Source organism: Natronomonas aquatica (assembly GCF_024449025.1).
GTDB lineage: Archaea > Halobacteriota > Halobacteria > Halobacteriales > Haloarculaceae > Natronomonas > Natronomonas aquatica.
Genome location: NZ_JAHLKM010000079.1, coordinates 1 through 598, shown reverse-complemented (window position 1 = coordinate 598; position 598 = coordinate 1). Strand labels below are relative to the sequence as shown.

General features: G+C 53.8%; 1 protein-coding gene. It reads right to left on the bottom strand.

The genetic code is table 11. From position 1 onward, the window contains the following. Positions 1 to 16 precede the first annotated feature (16 nt). Positions 17 to 598 (bottom strand): transposase (locus tag KM295_RS16815; RefSeq protein WP_256031533.1); only part of this gene is annotated, 582 nt, incomplete at its 5' end.

Sequence of the window (598 nt, the reverse complement as noted above, 5' to 3'; positions counted from 1 at the left end):
TTCATACGGTCGTGCGTTAGTCTTTACCGTTATCACGGCAGAGGTAGTTCCAGATATTCGGTTCATCAACCGTGGGGAGTCCTCGTTGGATCTGCTGTTTCAGCGTCGTAAGATCCGGGATGAGACGATGTTTGAACCATTCGTTGAGCCGATCCCAGCATCCTTCTACCGGGTTGAGCTCCGGTAATTTCGGCGGAAAGTACCACACATCGAGATGCTCTTCACCTTCATCGTCTCCGTGCACGCACGCGACCGAACTGTCTCCGACAGTGTCGGTCGCGCGCTCACCGCTGACGTGTTCCCAGAGATCCCTGTTGTAAAAATACCCAGCACGGTCGAGAAACACCACTAATTCCTCACCGAACCGTTCTTGAAGCGCACCAAGCAACCAGATTCCTTGCTGTGAGGTGAGATTCTCTTCAGTCCAGCAGTAGAAGCTGTCACCGTCGTCGGTGACAGCGCCCAGGACGGTTACCTTATCCCACGAGTTCGATGTCTCTATCGTCGGATTTGAACCAATCGGGTACCAGCCACGTCGTTGAACTGTCCCGACGCGCTTGGTGAACTGATCGACGACAACGACGGTTTTCTCGGTCAG